Below are 15,840 nucleotides of genomic sequence, written 5' to 3' on the forward strand. Positions count from 1 at the left end.
GCGCGTGGCTCAAATCAGAACTTGTGCGTAACTTGCAGGTAAACGGTGCTGCCGCTCGAAGTCTGGAACTTGGTGGAGTCACCAGCCTGAGCACGCATCGCTTCGCTATATTGTGCGTTCTCGTTCTGCAGACCATAGCCCAGTTCGAAGCTGGTTCGCTTGCTGGCTTGATACACTTCCGAAATACCGAACTGACGAACACCGGTATTCAGCTCCTGACCATCAACCTTCCAGTTCTTCATCTGGGAGATCACGGCCTGGGTCTTCCAGGCACCGACGGTGTAGGAAGCGTAAACAGCCAGATGACGCGCGGTCAGGTGGGAGTTCACGTTGGAGATGCCGTGGTTGGTGAAGAAGGTGTTGTAGTTCTTGCTAGTACCACTATCCACCCAAGCACCGCTTGCCGCCGTGGTATCACCGTACATGGAATCCAGGCTGTAGGACACGGCAAAGCTCAGGGCATCGCCATTGAAACCCGCTTCCAGACGCGAGGTGGAGCTGTTGCTGATCGCGCTCTTCGGGCTGGTCATGATCCACTGCAGACCATTGACGAACCATTTGTTGTCCGGCGTGGTATAGCCGATACGATAACCCCAGTAGTCCTGAGCCTTGGTGTTGGCAGTAGCATTTTCACCGGCGGCGTATTGCACGCTGGCGCTGATGCCAGCCCAGGTCGGCGAATCCCAACGGATGGTATTCTTGGCACGGCCGTCGCCAGCAAAGAACTTGGTGCCGCCATCCGGCGAAGCACCGTAGAACGGAGCAGGCAGCAAGCCGTTATCATAGGTCGGTACGGTCGCATAGCCGCGGTCACCGCGGGCGCCACCCAGATTATCGGCCGCTTCGTTGTCGCCCAGAATGTCATTCACATAGCCGATGCGCAGTACACCGAAGGAATCGTGGCTCAGGCCGATATAGGTCTGGCGGTTGGCCCACAGACCCGAACCACTGCCACCGGTCGGCACGCCGTCGGTGTTGAAACCGTTTTCAACCTTGAACAGCGCCTTCAGGCCATTGCCCAGATCTTCTTCACCAGTGAAACGGATCTTGGAACCGTAGTCATCGACACCAGTCTGGCGAACACCCTTCTCAGTGGTCTTGGTCGAGCCAATACCAACGGCCAGGTTGCCGGAGATGGTGACATCTGCGTGAGCCAACACAGGCAGAGCGGCTGCCACTGCAATAACGAGAGAGAGTTTTTTCATTTTTTCGTTTTTCCACATTGATATTCAGGGCGCAGCACGGATCACGCACTGCGCTGACCGAGTCTGCATGCCAGGTCGGTGATGGCCGCCTGTTCATGTCAGGTGGGTATGATTCTGTAATCGAGCGATATTAGAGTCAATTAACATTGTTGAAGTCGCATCAAACCACCCCTGTCGCTCGACGCCCAATCGGCGTAAAACCGCTGTCACAAAAGTCATTTGAAATTCATGCAGCGCTAAACATTTGGAAACAAAAGAGATTTTTATCGAACATTTTTTTGTTGCATTACAACATTGCGACAATATTTGTTGTAAAAAAGCCATACAACGGACGAAATACAAATTTCTTCATTCTTTAATGAGACACCTTTGGGTGGCTTGTGTTCTCTTTCTGCAACAGTTCTTGAGCATCACGCCAGCGTATTGACATTGTCATCCACACATAGTCAATGCTGTAAAGTTATACAAATTCACGTCCGAGAAAAATGACAACAGCCTAACTGTCCGACAAAAAAACAGCGGCCACACTTGCCGCCGAACAGATCAGAGGGCTGCCGGATCGGCGGATGGCATGGCCAGCCAGGCATGAAGCTGTGGATGTAACTGGCCAGGGTCGCAGCGCCGGATCGCCGTCAAGGTCAACGGCAACAACTCGGCCACCTCCGGCCCTGGTCGCACAAGGGCCGCACCTTCGGCAATGAACAAAGCGCAGTATTCCTCATCCAGCAGCAGGACAGGTCCGGGCCTCAGAGGCAAATCCTTCACACCCAGTTCTTCCTGCAACTCTCTTCGCGCGGCCTGCAACAAGGATTCTCCGGGCTCCACACCACCGCCCGCGGCAAAATCCAGGCAACCAGGATAATCGGCATCATCGAAGGCACGCCGTTGCCAGAGGTACTGCTCACCTTGCTGCCACAGGATCAACACACTGGTGGCTTGATGGGGCATGGTCATGATGGCTCCTGGCAAGAAAGGCCGGCCATGTTAGCAATCGTGTCACTCTCCATGCAAATGGAATGAACACTACACTAAAAGATGAGAATCACTTGAGGCAGGGTGACGGCGAATCAGCCGCACCAAAGAGAGAGGAGGCTCACCGACACACCAGCGGCGAACCTCGACAAAACCGAAATCTTGATACAGGGACAGCGCGGGCTGATTGGCGAGCGCCGTCTGGACGTGCAATGTCTGCCGCGGGCAATCCGCCAGCAGGGACTGCATCAGAGCCCGTGCGACCCCCTGACGGTGGCTGCCCGGATCAACCACCAGAGAAGCGATGCACCAGCCCCCGTCAGGATCAGGCTCAATCGCCAGGGCCCCCAGCAAGCGTGCCCCCTGCCAGGCCCCGCGATACTGCCAGGCAGTCGCTTGCAGTACCTCGAGCCCGACCTGCAGCGGTGGAAAGTCCTGTAGCCCGAGCAAGGCCGCCTCATGGAGATAAGCGGCGCGATGCACCGCCAGCAAGGTTGTGGCAACGGCCTTGCTGGACAGATCGAGTGCCTCGATGAGCATCGGCAATCAGAGAATGGTGCTGGCCAGGGCCGTGTCCTGATGGTGACGTTCCAGCGCCAGATCAATCAGGGTACTGATCAGATCCCGATAGCTCAGACCACTGGCTTCCCACAGCTTGGGGTACATGCTGATGTTGGTGAACCCCGGCAAGGTATTGAGTTCGTTGATGATCACCTCGCCCGATGGCGTCAGGAACACGTCCACCCGGGCCATGCCACGGCAATCCAGCGCCTGGAAAGCCTGCACCGCGATGTCGCGGATGCGCTGATGGAGATCGTCCGGCAGGTCCGCCGGGGCCACCACACGGGCACCGCTGTCACTGATGTACTTGGTGTCGTAAGAGTAGAACTCGTCGCTCAGTACAATCTCGCCACAAACACTGGCCCGCGGCTGATCATTCCCCAGCACCGCACACTCGATCTCTCGACCGACAATGGTCTGCTCGATCAACACCTTGTGATCAAAGCGCAGGGCCTGATCGATGGCCTGGTCGAACTCGCTGGCGTCATGCACCTTGCTGACCCCGACCGAGGACCCCTGATTGGCCGGCTTGACGAACAGAGGCAGGCCAAGTTTGGCCTCGACATCGGCAAAACGCAGCGAGGCACGATTGGCACGCGTCACGCAGACAAAAGGCGCCACCGGCAAGCCGGCATCGCGCAACAGACGCTTGGCGACATCCTTGTCCATGCAGACTGCCGAGCCCAGCACACCACAGCCGACAAAAGGCAGATTGGCCATGCGCAGCAACCCCTGCAAGGAGCCATCCTCCCCCAGGGTGCCATGGACGATCGGAAACACCACGTCAATTTGTGCCAGCGGGTGGGCCGAAGCGGCGTGACGCAGTTGCTGACTGGCGGCGCCGGGCAGCAGCGACACCGACTGCCCAGAAGGTTTGAAGGCAATGCGGGCCGGATCATCGGCATGCAGCAGATAATCGTTGGCCGGACTGACATGCCAGTTACCTTGTTTGTCGATGCCGATCAGCAGCACGTCAAAGCGCGCCGGATCCATGGCATTGGCAATATTCCTGGCCGACTGCAGAGACACCTCATGCTCGGCAGACTGACCGCCGAAGATCAGCCCTACTCTCAGTTTGCTCATACCCCGTCCTCAATGACCGTTTTCGACCCACTCGATACGCGCACCGAGTGAAACCAGGTTTTCGACAAACCGCGGGTGAGCACGACGGATCGGCGTGGCATTGAAGATCTTGGACTTGCCATCGATGCTGGCGGCCAGCATCAGCAGTGCAATGGCGACCCGGATGATGTAGGGGCTTTCGACTTCGGCGGCCACCAGATGCTTGCCACCAAAGGTCACCACGCGGTGCGGATCGGAAATGAAGGCATGGGCACCGAACTTGCTCAGCTCCGAGGTCCAGCCGAGCGCCCCGTCGTAGACTTTGTTCCAGAACATCATATTGCCTTCGGCGCGGACACCCAGGGCAATGAAGATCGGCAGCAGATCCACGGCCAGATAGGGCCACGGCGCCGCCTCGACTTTTTGCAGCATGTTGCGGGTAAAGGGTTCCCGCACCCGCAGGCCGTCATCGACGAAGGCCTGCGACCAGCCGTCCTGATGCACCACGCGCACGCCGAATTTGGCAAAAGTACGATCAATCAGCGGGAAGAACTCCGGCGCGCCGTTTTTGACCTGAATGTCACCACCGGTGATGGCGCCAAGCGCCAGGAAGGTCACCACTTCGTGGAAGTCTTCGACAAAGCTGAAGTCGACACCATGCAGGGACTGCACGCCACGGATGGTCAGGCGCGAGGTGCCGATACCGTCGATCTCGGCGCCCATCTGCTGCATGAAGCGGCAGAACTCCTGCACGTGCGGTTCGCAGGCTGCATTGGTCAGGGTCGAGGTGCCATCGGCCATGGCAGCGCCCATCACGAAGTTTTCGGTCGTGGTCACCGAGGCATAGTCCAGCCAGCAATCCTGCGCATGCAGGGGTTGCGGCGCCTTGACCAGCAGCATTTCCGCCCCGCGCAGCACCTCGGCACCAAAGCCCTGGAAAATCTCCACATGCGGGTCGATTTCACGCACCCCCAGGGTGCAGCCTTGCACATCGTTCTCGATGCGGGCACAACCGAAGCGCGCCAGCAGGGGAGGAACCAGCATGATGGAAGAGCGCATTTCTTCCGGCAGCCGGTTATGGGCAATGTCGAAATGTGTGTCGTGGTGGTGAATGGTCAACAGGCCCTGATCCAGCTCGCCTTCGACATGGCTGCCCAGCTCGCGGAACACCGACAGGATCTTGCGGACGTCGGTAATGTCCGGCACGCCTCGCAAGGTCACCGGTTCGCGGGTGAGCAATGTGGCGCACAGAATCGGCAGCACGGCGTTTTTGTTGGCGGAAGGGGTAATACGGCCTTTAAGGGGTAGGCCGCCATGGACCACGAGATCAGACATGCCGGTTGTCCTGGAAATGAAGTGAGATTAGCAACTCGCAATATTAAATGATTTGCGGGCGGCTGTGGCGTCACTTGCAGTCATCTGGGCGACACCGGAATAGGTCAGTGTCTCCAGAATGAGGCGAAGGCAGCAGAGGGTGGCTGGCACCAGACCTACCACCCTCGTCATGCGCTGACTGACGCGCGGTCCGCCGGCCGGCAAGTTACGGTGCGGGGGAAGCCGCGGCGCCTCCCCACTGCTGCCCACCCTGGAGCCAGGACAGGAAAGGCGGCGCCAGCAGGCGACTTCCCGCCCAGTTCAAGTGATCGGAATCCCGGTAGAGCAAAGTCCCGCTGTCGGTCACCTTGCATTGGCTTCGGCCACAGAACACATTGATCGGGTCGAACACTCGGACTTGCGGATTGTTGGCGACCAGTTTTTTCACCATCAAACGTGCCTGCCCCTGACGAGCCAGAACCGTCGTACGCGCCAGCTCGCAACGCGGCGTCAGCTTAAACAAAGGCCGCTGGACGCAATCGTGGGTCAGGAAGGGCAACTCCGGCACATCCATCATGATGACGACAGACTTGTTGGCCTTGGTCAGGGCATGGATGGTGTTTTCCAGTCCGTGATAAAACAGCTCGGCCTTGCTGGCACCCGGCATATCGGGGCTACTCATCTGCACCGAGCTGGCCCAGTGGTCAATTTTGCGCTGGCCGGCGAAATCGGTATCCAGAATATAGTCAGCGAAGAAGGCCAGCACGACCGTGTGAATCGAGGCGTTCTCTTCGACATATTGCATGACACGGTCCCGCCGGGCGGCGCAATGGCGCACGCCATTCGGCTCGTGGATCGTCAGACCAAGGGTGGGCGGACAACTCGGGTTGGCCAGCAACAGCCAGGCATGCTGCTGATCCATACTGGCGAATCCTGGAAACACGCTGCGCGCATGGCTGTCACCGATGACAACCCGATCCGGAGTCTGGTTGCCTGCCGAACGGCGGCAATATTCGGGCGCATTGGCCCCCTGGCCGATGACGTCGGGGCACTGCGGAAAACGGCTGATACCATCATCCATCACCGACAGCGGCAACTTGATGCGGAAAGGAAGCCCATGGCGTCGCTCAGCATCGTGTCCCAGCCAGGCCACCAGGGCCATCAGCAGGCACAGCACAATAATTTTTCCCCGGCCGGGGATGCCGAAACGGATCGGTCGCTCGATCCAGCGCCAGCTGATCCAGGCCAGCAGGATGCTCAGCGCGACGGCAAGACAGCGCCCCCACCAAGGCAGATCCTGCGCCAGCACGATGCGCGAGAAAGACAGAATCGGCCAATGCCAGAGATACAGCGGGTAACTGATCAACCCGATCCAGACGGCAAGCGGATGGGACAGCAGCCGCCGGTTGAGCACGGCATCCGGTCCGGCATAAATCAGCAAGAAGGCACCCAGTACAGGCAGCGTGGCCCACCAGCCGGGAAAAGCAATCCGGCTTTCATCCAGCAAAAACACAGACCCGAGCAGAAGCACGCCACCGATGACGGACAAGCCATGATACCCGGCTGGCGGCTGGCCAGCCTCCGCCGAGGTTCGACTTTTTACCACCCAGGCCAGCATGGCGCCCGCCAGCAACTCCCAAAAGCGGCTCAACGGCGAATAGAAACTACCGGCAGGATCAATCGCCATCAGGTGCAGACTGGACACGAACGAGGCGGCCATCAGCAACACAATCACCACCGGCGTCGCACGGCGCAGGCGGTAGACGGCAAACAGAATCAAGGGCCAGGCGAAATAAAACTGCTCCTCCACCCCCAGCGACCATAAATGTAGCAGGGGTTTGGTGTGGGCCACCGTATCGAAATAACCCGTGTCCTGCCAAAGCAGCAGGTTGGCGTAAAAACCCGCGCCACCGAGCATTTCACGCCCCAGCGTCTGGAACTCGTCGGGCAACAGGGCAAACCAGCCGAAAAAATAGCAACAGAGCATCACGACCGACAAAACAGGGAAAATCCGCTTGATTCGGTGGGCATAAAAGGTGGAGAAGCGAAAAGACCCGGCATCCATCCCCTTGTACATGATGCCGGAGATCAAATACCCCGAGATGACAAAGAAAATGTCTACCCCGACAAAGCCCCCCGGCAAGAGGCCGGGAAAAGCATGAAAACAGACCACGGAAAGCACGGCCAGCGCGCGCAGGCCGTCAATATCAGGACGATAATTTTGAATTTTTACGAGATTCTGTGCCACGAGAGATCCAGATCGGTCACGAACCAGCAGGGACCACCTGCTCAAAGCAGTTCGTCGCCACAAGGCTTCTATTCATCTAAAGAGGAATGCAAGTATACCCACCCCTTCTGACAGCGTCACCCAGAGGTATGCCAACGAAGAAACAGGGACGGCGATAAATGCCGGTCAACAGCGCACCATACAGGCAGCGCATGCCTTGCCACGATGAACAGGGTGCGAGCGCGGATCCCCCACAGGCCCTAACGACCCTTTATGCCTGATTTTCCATGGAAGACACCACATCGTGCCGTGCCCGGGACGGACCCGGCTGATAGTGGACAATCATGTGGCGACCTGCGGATTTGGCGCTGTACATGGCACTGTCGGCATGCAGCACCAGCTCCTCGGCCGTGGCGCCGTGGTCGGGAAACAGGCTGACGCCGATACTGGTACCGAGGCGAACCGACAGCTCGCCGACCTGCAGGGTCGGGCCGATGCTTTGCAGGATGCGGGCGGCAATCTGCCGGACCTTGTCGATAATGCCGGCGCCCTTGAGCAATACAATGAATTCATCCCCCCCCAGACGCGCCACGATATCCTCATCGCGCAGGATCTGCCGCAGCTCGCCGGCCACGGCGATCAGCACCTGATCACCAATGACGTGGCCGTACTGGTCGTTGATGTGCTTGAAGTAATCCAGATCCAGAAACAGCACGGCCAGCTGGCGCTCGTGCCCGGCCAGCTCGCTGATGGCTTGCTCGAGCTGGCGGAAGAAATGCATGCGATTGGGCAGGCCGGTCAACGGATCAAACCAGGCCAGTCGGGCCAGTTCCTGTTCGGCCAGCTTGCGCTGGGTGATATCGACATGCGTCCCCAGGATACGCAGCGCCCTGCCCCTGGCATCGCGCTCGATGACACGCCCCTGATCCCACAGCCAGGTGACCGTCCCGTCCGGGCCGACGGTGCGGTACTGACTTTCATAGCGCGGCGTCTTGCCCGCCAGATGGGCATGGTAGTTCGCCAGCACATGACCGGCATCTTCCGGATGCAATTTGGCACAGAAGGCATCGAAATTCGGCGCCATATCGCCATCCCGGAAGTTCTGCAGATTGAAAACCTTCAACTCCCCGGTCGGCGGCACGCCCTGCCACAGACACAGACCAGTCCCGTCCAATGCCGCGTCCAGCTTTTCATTCAGATCGCGAATGGTCGCCTGCGCCGAGGCCAGGTTGGCTTCCAACTGTGCAATGCGGGCGCGCAGTCGATCTGCTTCACCCTCCTCCATACTCACGCTCATACCCCTCTCGGCAATGGTATTCGCCGACGACATTGTCGTGGCTGATCTATTTTGCATACTAACCATATCACCAGGCGCAAGCAATCAAGCCTTTGACTTAGAAATGGAAACATTTTGCAACCGCACAATGCCTTGCCAAAAGCGGCAAAACCGGCTAAATTCGTCCCCTCTTACGCGAAAGCACGCGGGTGTAGCTCAATGGTAGAGCAGAAGCTTCCCAAGCTTACGACGAGGGTTCGATTCCCTTCACCCGCTCCAACAGACCCATGCTAACCCGCACCGTTAGTCCAACGCCCGTCCTCCCCCTGCCATGAACTGGAACTCCGGCCGCCTCTGGTTACGCATCACCGTTTACTCTGCCCTGACGTTGCTGCTGCTGGGCATCGTGACGCAAAGTCTGATCTTCTGGCAGTTCGATGAAGCCGCCGTGCGACGCTCGCTGGGGGAGTCGCTGCGCGACACCGGGCGCCAGGTGCTGGTCGAAGGCACCATCACCCCGCGGGTTTTCCCGTTCCCGGGCATTGACGTCAACGATATTTCAATCACCGAACCGAACAGTACCGCCCGGTTTGCCAAGGTGGTCCGCATGGAAGCCAGACTGGCCTGGTGGCCACTGCTGTTTGGCCGGCGTGAAGTCCGCTCGCTGCGTCTTTACGCACCGAATATCGCCATCACGCGCCAGAAAGACGGGCTGCTGTCGATCAGTGATTTGTTCATGCGACGCCCGCAACAGGGCTTCAATATCAATCTGAATACCCTGGTCATCCATGACGGCGAACTGAATTATCAGGATGATGTCAACGACAGCCATCAGCGGCTGACCGGCATCACCCTGGAAGCCGACGGCCTGAAAAGCAGCGCCATGCTGAGTGCCGGAGCGGTGCTGGACAATGGCTCACGACCGCTGCGCATGACGCTGAGCACCCCGCTGACCATCGTGGACAACCGCCTGGATTTCAGCCAGATCGAATCGCAGATCGAAAACGAGACACCGACGCTGGGCAAGACACAGCTGCAGACCCGGGGCTCGCTGCATCTTGACATCAACAAGCTCAAGGCGTCCGGCAATGACCTGGTGTTCGAATTCACCACCGAACGTCCGCAAAGCAGCGCCACGCTCAATGTCCCCACGCTGGAGGCCGGCCCGGAATACATCCTGATTCCGCAAAGCCACCTGTCGAGCAGCATGCAGTACGAACGCAGCCACTATCAGCTGGAAGCCAATCTGGCCAACCTGAACATCAGCCGCAACGCCATGAACGCCAGCCGCCTCAACGGCGAGTTCAACTGGCAGGTGGGCAACAACCGGGTGAAGCTGACGCTGGATGCACCCTTCACCCTGGCCAGGCTGAATGACCTGCAACTGTCACCACTCAGCCTGAGCGCTCAGGCCATCACCCCCCTGCTACCCCGTGGCCAGCTGATCGCCAATATGCAGGGCTCGCTGAGCGGCACACTGCATGACGAACGCTTTGACCTGCATGGCAAGGGCAAGATCGATGGTTCGGATATCGCGCTGGATGTAACGCAATATGGTCTGGTCCACCCGCGCCATGAAGCGGCACTGAGCATCGGGGCACTCGACCTGAACCGCTATCTGCCGGAAACCAAGGGAGAGGCGGTCGCCATTTTCCAGAACAAGAACCCGATCCCGCTGGACTGGATGGATTTCTTTGACCTGAATGGCAAGATCAGCGCCGGTGAACTGTCAGTCGGACGCTTCCGCATGAAGGATGTCGCTGCCGCGGTACGCATCCTGCCGCAGGAAATGGAACTGACTCAGATTTCCGCCAATATCTATGCCGGCAGACTGCAGGGTGACGCACGACTCAAGCGCGGCCCGGTCAATCGCTACGAAGTGCGCCAGACCTTGCGCGGCATGAACATCCGCCCCTTGCTGGTGGATCTGTTCAGCTTTGGCCAGCTGGACGGCAAGGGGAATGGCCAGGTCGCGCTGTCGGCACAGGGCGACTCGTTTGTCGACTTGCGCAATAACCTGAGCGGTGACGTGCAGATGAGCCTGAACCAGGGGGCGCTGACCGGGATCGACCTGGTCGCCGCCCTGAAGAACCTGCCTGCCGAACTCAAGGAAATGAACACCCCGGCGCGCGCCAACCAGAAGACCACCTTCTCGACACTGCAGGCCAGCTTCCACATGGATCAGGGCATCGGGCGCAATCAGGATCTCAAGCTTGCCTCGCAGCTGGTCAACGTCAATGGCGGCGGCAAGCTCGACCTGCGCCACAGCATCATCGACTACAACATGAACGTGCAGGCCAATCCGAAAGAGTTTTCCAGCCTGAAGGGCGTGAATATCCCGCTGAAGATTACCGGGCCGCTGAATGCCCCGGTGTATGCGCTGAACTTCAATGCCCTGGTCAAGGGAAAGAAAACCGAGACCGAAAAACAGCAGGCGCTGAAGCAGGAACTGAAAAAACAGATCACCACCATCCTGCCATGAGCGGCGGGCGGCCGATGGCCGCCCCTGTCGTTCAGGCGCCGCTCAGGATGCGCTTCTCCGCCCGGGCCAGCTGCTCGGCATTGCCCAGCAACACCAGCACGTCCCCCATCCCCAGCTGCAGATTCTCGTCCAGATCAAAGAAGCGCCGGTTCTGACTGCGCATCGACTTGATGGACACACCGAGTTCAGCCAGCTGCAGCGCATGCAGGGGCTGGCCGATGGCCGCCGCCCCCTCGCACAGCACCACACTCTGCAAGCGCGGGATTCGGGCCTCATCCTCCAGCGAATCGATATCGTCCATGCCGTGGAAGAAACCACGGAACAAACCATAACGCTCTTCCCGCACCCGACGGATGCGCCTCAGCACACGCTGCAACGGGACGCCGACCTCCATGAGCGCCTGCGAGGCCAGCATCAGGCTGCCCTCCAGGATCTCCGGCACCACCTCGTCCGCGCCGGCCGCACGCAGCCGATCGATATCACCGTCATCCACCGTGCGCACAATGACCGACAAATCCGGCCGCAATTGCTGCACGCGATTCAGGATGCGGCAAGCCACCTCGGTATCGGAAAAGGAAATCACCATCACCTTGGCACGCTGAATACCTGCCGCCAGCAGCACCTCCGTCTTGCAGGCATCACCAAACACCACCGGGTCCCCCGCCTCGGCCGCCTCCTGTACCCGGGTCGGATCCATGTCGAGAGCAAAAAACGGGATATCCTCGGTTTCCAGCAACCGGGCCAGCGCCTGACCGCTGCGTCCGTAGCCGCAGATCAGCACGTGATCACTCTTGGACATGCTCTCCACCAGCACGTGGTGCAGGTCGAAGGCCTGCAGGGTCCAGTCTTGCCGGACCAGCCGTTTGGCAATGGCCTCGCCATGCATCAGGATGAAGGGCGCCACCAGCATGGAAATCAACACGGCAGCGACCGCCGCCTGCATGACCGGCGTCGTGATCAGATCCAGGCGCGAGGCCAGCGTCAGCAGGACAAAGCCGAACTCCCCGCCCTGCGCCAGCGCCAGCGCACCGCGCATCGAGGCCATGGACTGGTGGCCGAAGGCGCGCGCCACGCCATAGACCACGCCCAGCTTGACCGGCAACAGAATCAGCACCATCAACAGCACCAGCTCGAACTGGTCAACCAGCACAGGCAGGGACAGACGCATGCCGACCGTAATGAAGAAGAAGCCCAGCAGCAGATCACGGAATGGCCGGATATCCTCTTCAACCTGATAGCGATACTCGGTCTCGGAGATCAGCATGCCGGCGACAAAGGCCCCCAGAGCCAGCGAGAGCCCGGACAACTCGGTCAGCCAGGCAATGCCCAGCGTCACCAGCAGGACATTCAGCATGAACAGCTCGCCGGAGCGCTGGCGTGCGACCAGATGAAACCAGGGACGGATCAGGCGCTGGCCCAGCACCAGCAACACGGTCAGCACCACCAGCACCTTGAGAGCCGCCATGCCCAGCGACTGCCACAGCAGCGCCTGGCTGCCGCTCAGGGCGGGCAGCAGGATCAACAGCGGCACCACGGCAATGTCCTGGAACAACAACACGCCAATGGCCAGCTGGCCATGCGGTTGCCCCAGCTCGCGCTGCTCGGTCAGCAGGCGACTGACGATCGCGGTAGAGGACATGGCCAGCGCACCTCCCAGCGCAAAGGCAGCACCGGCATGACCAATGAACAGATAACAAACCACCCCGCCCAGCAGCATGGTCAGCGTGACCTGCAGCAGGCCAACGCCAAACACCAGCTGTTGCATGGCCTTGAGCTTGGCCAGCGAGAACTCCAGGCCAATGGTAAACATCAGGAAGACAATGCCGATCTCACCCAGCAGGGCGGTCGACTCCCCTTCGGGCACCAGGCCCGCCACCGCCGGGCCGGCCAGAAAGCCGATCAGCAGGTAGGCCAGCAGGGAAGGAACGCGCAACCGGCGGCACAAGGTAATGACCAGTACAGCCAGCAGCAATACCACGACGACAACAGCAAGTGAATGCATGGTCAGTTATGATCTCCGCAACTTTTATCGATATCACATGACAGAGTCAAAGGTTTAAGCAAAAGTTGCACCAGCCGCGACCCCTGGGCTTATAACCTTGATATAATTCACGCTTATGGATACCCAAATTTACACGAACCGCTTGCAAAGCGCCCGAGAAGTCTTGCGAACCGAGGCCGAGGCGCTGGAAGCGCTGGCCCTGCGTCTGAATGGCGACTTTTCGCGCGCCGTGGATCTGATCCTCGCCTGCAAGGGACGCCTGGTCGTGACCGGCATGGGAAAATCCGGTCATGTCGCGCGCAAGATCGCCGCCACCATGGCCAGTACCGGCACCCCTGCCTTCTTCCTGCACCCGGCCGAAGCCGTGCATGGCGATCTGGGCATGATCATGCGCGAAGACGTCCTGCTGGCACTGTCCAACTCCGGTGAGAGTGATGAAGTCCTGGCCATGTGGCCGGCGCTCAAGCGCAAGGGCATTCACACCATCTGCATGACCGGACGCGAGGGATCGACCATGGCCAAGCTGGCCAATGTCCACCTGGATGCCCATGTCGACAAGGAAGCCTGCCCGCTGGGACTGGCCCCCACCTCCAGCACCACGGCGCAGCTGGCCCTGGGCGATGCCCTGGCCGTCACCCTGATGCAGGAGCGGCAGTTCCGCGAAGAAGACTTTGCCATGTCGCATCCGGCGGGCAGCCTCGGCCGCCGCCTGCTGGTGCGTGTTGCCGATGTCATGCACACCGGTGAGGCATTGCCCTGCGTCAAGGTGGGCGCATCCCTGAAAGATGCCTTGCTGGAAATGTCGAAGAAAGGTCTGGGCATGACGGCGGTGGCCGATGCCGCCGGCTCGCTGGTCGGGGTTTACACCGACGGCGACCTGCGTCGCACGCTGGACAAGACCCTGGACCTGACCGGCATCCGCATCGAAGACGTCATGACCCGATCGCCCCGCACCATTGCGGCACACTGCCTGGCCACCGAGGCCGTTGAGCAGATGGAAGCCAGCAAGGTGCTCTGTCTGCTGGTGACCAATGCCGAACAGCAGCTGGTCGGGGCCCTCAACATGCACGACCTGTTCAAGGCCGGCGTGGTCTGATCCCGCCAGCCAGCCCGAGGAATAACATGCAAGCGACCAATGACCTGGCACGCAATGTCCGTCTGCTGATCATGGATGTGGACGGTGTACTGACCGATGGCACGATTTTCATTACCGCCGCGGGGGAAGAACTCAAGGGGTTCAATACGCTGGATGGCCATGGCCTGAAAATGCTGCAGTCCACCGGCGTCAAACTGGCCCTCATTACCGGCCGCGCCGCAAGCTGTGTCGAGCACCGCGCCCGCGGGCTCGGCATCGATTTTTACTATGCCGGCATTCACGACAAGCGCACGGCTTTCGAGGATTTGCTGGCCAAGGCGGGCGTGCAGCCGGCGCAATGTGCCTATGTGGGCGATGATGTGGTCGACCTGCCGGTCATGCTGCGTGTCGGGCTGGCGATTTCCGTCCCCGAAGCCCCGAGCGTGGTGCGCCAGCACGCCCACTACGTCACCGGCAATCGTGGCGGACGTGGGGCCGTACGCGAAACCTGCGAGCTGATCATGCAGGCCCAGGGCACGCTGGACGACCTGATCGCGGGCTATCTGTCATGAAGAGCGGGCATTGGACACGGTTGTTCCCCGTGGCGCTGGTCGCCCTCACCGCCCTGCTGACGATCTGGCTGGATCAGGTCTCCAAGCTGGGCAGCTTCGGCCATGATCTCGATCCGTCCCAGCCCGAATATGTTGCCGAGAAAATCGACGCGACACGCTTTGATGAGCAAGGGCGCGTCCTGCAGCACATGATTGCCGACAGACTGTGGCAGTACCCCAACCAGCGCGAGCTGTATTTCAATCAGGGCAACATCGCGCTGTTCAAGAATGGACAGCTGGATTACACGCTGATCGCCGACAACGGGCGTTACAATACCGAGTCGCGCGTCGCGTTCCTTGAGCATAAGGCGCATCTGCAGAAACCGGCGGTCGCGGGTCAGCCGCCGATGACGCTGGACAGCTCTGCCATGACCGTCGACACCGTCCGTCACTACGCCAGCTCACCGATGCCGACCACCGTTCACTATGGCAGCAGTGTCGCCAATTCGACGGGTTTCAATTACGACCAAAAGACCGGCATCGTGAACATGCTGTCTTATGCAAAGGCCACTTATGTTCAATAAATCCGCCCTGCTGCTGACACTCCTTGCCCTGGCCACCCCGCTGGCGTTCGCCGAAAAAGCCGACAGCGGCAAGCCGATCCAGATCAGCGCCGACCGCGCCACGCTCGACCAGATCAAGGGCATCACCGAATGGGATGGCGCGGTCGTGGTCATCCAGGGCACCATGCTGATGCATGCCGACCACCTGACGGTCACCCGTGACGCTCAGGGCAATCAGACCATGATCGCCACCGGCAAGCTGGTCACCTTCCGTCAGAAGGCGGATGATACGCCGGAAAAGAAAAATGTCTGGATCGACGGGCAGGCCAAGCGCATCGACTACAGCACGGTCACCCATACCGCCATCCTGACCACCAATGCCCGCGTCAAGAAGGGGGATGACCTGCTGATCGGCGACGTCATCGTCTACAACACCGAAACCCAGGTCTATCAGAGCCAGGGCGGCAGCGGCAATACCGCCAACAAGGGCCGGGTCACCGCCATCATCCAGCCACAAAAGAAAGACGCCAGCAGCGGCGCCGGAAAGTGA

13 protein-coding genes and 1 tRNA gene are annotated in these 15,840 nt (G+C 59.8%); 6 read left to right on the top strand and 8 right to left on the bottom strand.

The genetic code is table 11. From position 1 onward, the window contains the following. Positions 1 to 14 precede the first annotated feature (14 nt). From JNO51_RS12495 to JNO51_RS12525, 7 genes are all read right to left on the bottom strand, one after another. Positions 15 to 1,205 (bottom strand): porin, encoded by a 1,191-nt coding sequence (locus JNO51_RS12495; protein WP_215777707.1) that lies wholly within the window; start codon positions 1,203 to 1,205, stop codon positions 15 to 17. Positions 1,206 to 1,748: 543 nt separating this feature from the next. After that, positions 1,749 to 2,159 carry an NUDIX domain-containing protein gene (locus tag JNO51_RS12500; protein ID WP_215777710.1) on the bottom strand — a complete coding sequence of 137 codons (411 nt, stop codon included), beginning with the start codon at positions 2,157 to 2,159 and terminating at the stop codon, positions 1,749 to 1,751. A gap of 69 nt (positions 2,160 to 2,228) precedes the next feature. Further along, positions 2,229 to 2,717: an N-acetyltransferase gene (locus JNO51_RS12505; RefSeq protein ID WP_215777712.1), complete on the bottom strand. Its 489-nt coding sequence runs from the start codon at positions 2,715 to 2,717 to the stop codon at positions 2,229 to 2,231. Positions 2,718 to 2,723: 6 nt separating this feature from the next. After that, positions 2,724 to 3,821, bottom strand: a complete 1,098-nt coding sequence (ddlA, locus tag JNO51_RS12510) for a D-alanine--D-alanine ligase (protein ID WP_215777715.1) — start codon at positions 3,819 to 3,821, stop codon at positions 2,724 to 2,726. 9 nt (positions 3,822 to 3,830) lie between these two features. Further along, positions 3,831 to 5,135 carry a UDP-N-acetylglucosamine 1-carboxyvinyltransferase gene (locus tag JNO51_RS12515; protein WP_215777717.1) on the bottom strand — a complete coding sequence of 435 codons (1,305 nt, stop codon included), beginning with the start codon at positions 5,133 to 5,135 and terminating at the stop codon, positions 3,831 to 3,833. A gap of 205 nt (positions 5,136 to 5,340) precedes the next feature. After that, positions 5,341 to 7,362 (bottom strand): acyltransferase family protein, encoded by a 2,022-nt coding sequence (locus tag JNO51_RS12520; protein WP_215777720.1) that lies wholly within the window; start codon positions 7,360 to 7,362, stop codon positions 5,341 to 5,343. 250 nt (positions 7,363 to 7,612) lie between these two features. Then, positions 7,613 to 8,638 (bottom strand): sensor domain-containing diguanylate cyclase, encoded by a 1,026-nt coding sequence (locus JNO51_RS12525; RefSeq protein WP_252346081.1) that lies wholly within the window; start codon positions 8,636 to 8,638, stop codon positions 7,613 to 7,615. Between the two features lie 184 nt (positions 8,639 to 8,822). Between JNO51_RS12525 and JNO51_RS12530 the strand changes: the two genes are divergently transcribed. Beyond that, positions 8,823 to 8,896 (top strand) — tRNA-Gly (locus JNO51_RS12530). Positions 8,897 to 8,948: 52 nt separating this feature from the next. Continuing rightward, the gene (locus JNO51_RS12535) at positions 8,949 to 11,099 is read left to right on the top strand and encodes an AsmA family protein (protein WP_215777727.1); all 2,151 of its coding nucleotides are present in this window, start codon (positions 8,949 to 8,951) and stop codon (positions 11,097 to 11,099) included. A gap of 31 nt (positions 11,100 to 11,130) precedes the next feature. Here JNO51_RS12535 and JNO51_RS12540 read toward each other — a convergent pair whose 3' ends face one another. Then, positions 11,131 to 13,101, bottom strand: coding sequence for a cation:proton antiporter (locus JNO51_RS12540; protein WP_215777730.1), 1,971 nt, complete (start codon positions 13,099 to 13,101; stop codon positions 11,131 to 11,133). 115 nt (positions 13,102 to 13,216) lie between these two features. On the opposite strand from JNO51_RS12540, the gene JNO51_RS12545 reads away from it, so the two are divergent. Genes JNO51_RS12545 through lptA form a run of 4 tightly spaced genes read left to right on the top strand, consistent with a single transcriptional unit; the run spans position 13,217 to position 15,840 of the window. Then, positions 13,217 to 14,197, top strand: coding sequence for a KpsF/GutQ family sugar-phosphate isomerase (locus JNO51_RS12545; protein ID WP_215777732.1), 981 nt, complete (start codon positions 13,217 to 13,219; stop codon positions 14,195 to 14,197). A gap of 26 nt (positions 14,198 to 14,223) precedes the next feature. Continuing rightward, positions 14,224 to 14,748, top strand: a complete 525-nt coding sequence (locus tag JNO51_RS12550) for an HAD family hydrolase (RefSeq protein ID WP_215777734.1) — start codon at positions 14,224 to 14,226, stop codon at positions 14,746 to 14,748. After that, a complete protein-coding gene (gene lptC, locus JNO51_RS12555; protein ID WP_215777737.1) occupies positions 14,745 to 15,311 on the top strand; it encodes an LPS export ABC transporter periplasmic protein LptC in 567 nt (188 codons plus the stop codon). Before JNO51_RS12550 ends, lptC begins: the two co-directional genes overlap by 4 nt. Then, positions 15,301 to 15,840, top strand: coding sequence for a lipopolysaccharide transport periplasmic protein LptA (gene lptA, locus JNO51_RS12560; RefSeq protein WP_215777739.1), 540 nt, complete (start codon positions 15,301 to 15,303; stop codon positions 15,838 to 15,840). Before lptC ends, lptA begins: the two co-directional genes overlap by 11 nt.

Source organism: Paludibacterium sp. B53371 (assembly GCF_018802765.1).
GTDB lineage: Bacteria > Pseudomonadota > Gammaproteobacteria > Burkholderiales > Chromobacteriaceae > Paludibacterium.

Bases quoted from the DNA above. Each gene is read 5' to 3' on its own strand.
- JNO51_RS12540 (WP_215777730.1), bottom strand. From the start codon at position 13,101: ATGCATTCACTTGCTGTTGTCGTCGTGGTATTGCTGCTGGCTGTACTG.
- JNO51_RS12545 (WP_215777732.1), top strand. From the start codon at position 13,217: ATGGATACCCAAATTTACACGAACCGCTTGCAAAGCGCCCGAGAAGTC.
- lptA (WP_215777739.1), top strand. From the start codon at position 15,301: ATGTTCAATAAATCCGCCCTGCTGCTGACACTCCTTGCCCTGGCCACC.
- lptC (WP_215777737.1), top strand. From the start codon at position 14,745: ATGAAGAGCGGGCATTGGACACGGTTGTTCCCCGTGGCGCTGGTCGCC.
- ddlA (WP_215777715.1), bottom strand. From the start codon at position 3,821: ATGAGCAAACTGAGAGTAGGGCTGATCTTCGGCGGTCAGTCTGCCGAG.
- JNO51_RS12515 (WP_215777717.1), bottom strand. From the start codon at position 5,135: ATGTCTGATCTCGTGGTCCATGGCGGCCTACCCCTTAAAGGCCGTATT.
- JNO51_RS12525 (WP_252346081.1), bottom strand. From the start codon at position 8,638: ATGAGCGTGAGTATGGAGGAGGGTGAAGCAGATCGACTGCGCGCCCGC.
- JNO51_RS12535 (WP_215777727.1), top strand. From the start codon at position 8,949: ATGAACTGGAACTCCGGCCGCCTCTGGTTACGCATCACCGTTTACTCT.
- JNO51_RS12500 (WP_215777710.1), bottom strand. From the start codon at position 2,159: ATGACCATGCCCCATCAAGCCACCAGTGTGTTGATCCTGTGGCAGCAA.
- JNO51_RS12505 (WP_215777712.1), bottom strand. From the start codon at position 2,717: ATGCTCATCGAGGCACTCGATCTGTCCAGCAAGGCCGTTGCCACAACC.
- JNO51_RS12550 (WP_215777734.1), top strand. From the start codon at position 14,224: ATGCAAGCGACCAATGACCTGGCACGCAATGTCCGTCTGCTGATCATG.
- JNO51_RS12495 (WP_215777707.1), bottom strand. From the start codon at position 1,205: ATGAAAAAACTCTCTCTCGTTATTGCAGTGGCAGCCGCTCTGCCTGTG.